Below are 1,563 nucleotides of genomic sequence, written 5' to 3'. Positions count from 1 at the left end.
TGGTTCCGCCTCGGATAGTTGTCGCACCCGCCGAAGCCGACCGAGGCAAGGAGAGCAGTGCGCACCATACTTCGCCGAGTGCTGGCGATGATCCCCACCCTGCTGGGCGTCGTCGTCTGCATCTTCGTGATCACCCGCGTGCTCCCGGGCGATCCCGCCCGCACGCTCGCCGGCGAGAACGCCGCCGACTCCGTCGTCGCCAAGCTGCGCGAGCAGATGGGGCTCGACCAGCCGATCCTGGTGCAGTTCTGGGATTACCTCACCGGGCTGTTCCGCGGCGATCTCGGCTACGCCTGGCACACCGGACGCCCGGTCGCCGAGGACTTCGCCACGCGCTTCCCCGCCACCGTCGAGCTCGGCCTCGCCGCGCTGCTGATCGGCATCCTGGTCGGCGTGCCGCTCGGCATCCTCGGCGCCACCCAGCGCGGGCGCTTCGCCGACCACGCTACGCGCGTGATCTCGCTGCTGGGGGCCTCGATGCCCCTGTTTTGGCTCGGACTCATCGTGATCTCGGTGTTCTACGGCAGCCTGGGCTGGGCGCCCGCACCGGTCGGCCGCATCGACGACTCGCTGAACCCGCCCACGCGCGTCACCGGGATGTACCTGATCGACAGCATCCTCACCGGCGACACCGCGGCCCTGCAGAGCTCACTGGCGCACCTCATCTGGCCGGCCATGGTGCTCTCGGTCGGTGCCGTCGCGATCATCTCGCGGATGACCCGCTCGTCGATGCTCGAGGTGCTTGGCCAGGACTACATCCGCACCGCCGCCGCGAAGGGCATGGGGCCGGCGCGCATCATCGGCGGTCACGCGCTGAAGAACGCGGCGCCCTCGATCGTGACGATCGTCGGCCTCGAGCTCGGACAGCTGCTCGGCGGCGCCGTGATCACCGAGACGATCTTCAGCTGGCCGGGCATCGGCGGCTACGTCGTCGAGTCCATCAACGCCACCGACTACGCGCCCGTGCAGGCCATGACACTGCTCGCCGCGATCATCTACCTGGTGGTGAACCTGCTCGTCGACCTGTCGCAGGGGATCTTCGACCCGAAGGTGCGCAATGTCTGAGACCACCACGCTCTCCGTCGCCCAGCAGAAGGCGCAGCCCGCCCGGCGCGGCCGGACCACCGCCTTGACGCTGCTGCTTCGCAACCCGTCGGCCATGGTCGGCGCCGGCATCATCCTGTTCTGGACCCTCGGCGGGCTCATCACCGCGGTCTGGTCGCCGTACCCGCCGAACATGACGGATGCCGGTCCCCTGCTCGCCCCGCCGTCGGCGGAGCACCTGTTCGGCACCGACAACTACGGTCGCGACCTGTTCTCCCGTGTGCTCGCCGGCGCTCGCGTGTCGCTGTGGACCGGCGTCATCGCGATCGCTGTGTCGCTCGTGATCGGCGTGCCGCTCGGAGCGATCGCGGGCTACTTCCGCGGCTCGGTCGGCATGGTGATCATGCGCGTGATGGACATGCTGCTCGCCTTCCCGTCGCTGCTGCTCGCGATGGCGCTCGCCGTCGCCCTCGGCCCCGGCCTCGCCAGCGCCATGATCGCGGTCGGCATCGTCGGCAT

At 69.6% G+C, this 1,563-nt stretch carries 2 protein-coding genes; both read left to right on the top strand.

What is annotated here, in order from left to right; genetic code table 11:
- Positions 1-57: 57 nt before the first annotated feature.
- On the top strand, positions 58-1,065 hold the full coding sequence (locus tag RIF89_RS14930; protein ID WP_309069853.1) for an ABC transporter permease: 1,008 nt from the start codon (positions 58-60) through the stop codon (positions 1,063-1,065).
- On the top strand, positions 1,058-1,563 hold a 506-nt coding region (locus tag RIF89_RS14925), incomplete at its 3' end, for an ABC transporter permease (RefSeq protein ID WP_375294499.1). The genes RIF89_RS14930 and RIF89_RS14925, both read left to right, overlap by 8 nt.

Origin of the sequence: Microbacterium sp. (assembly GCF_031178525.1) — a bacterium.
GTDB lineage: Bacteria > Actinomycetota > Actinomycetes > Actinomycetales > Microbacteriaceae > Microbacterium.
This window is presented reverse-complemented; position numbering and strand designations above follow the sequence as displayed.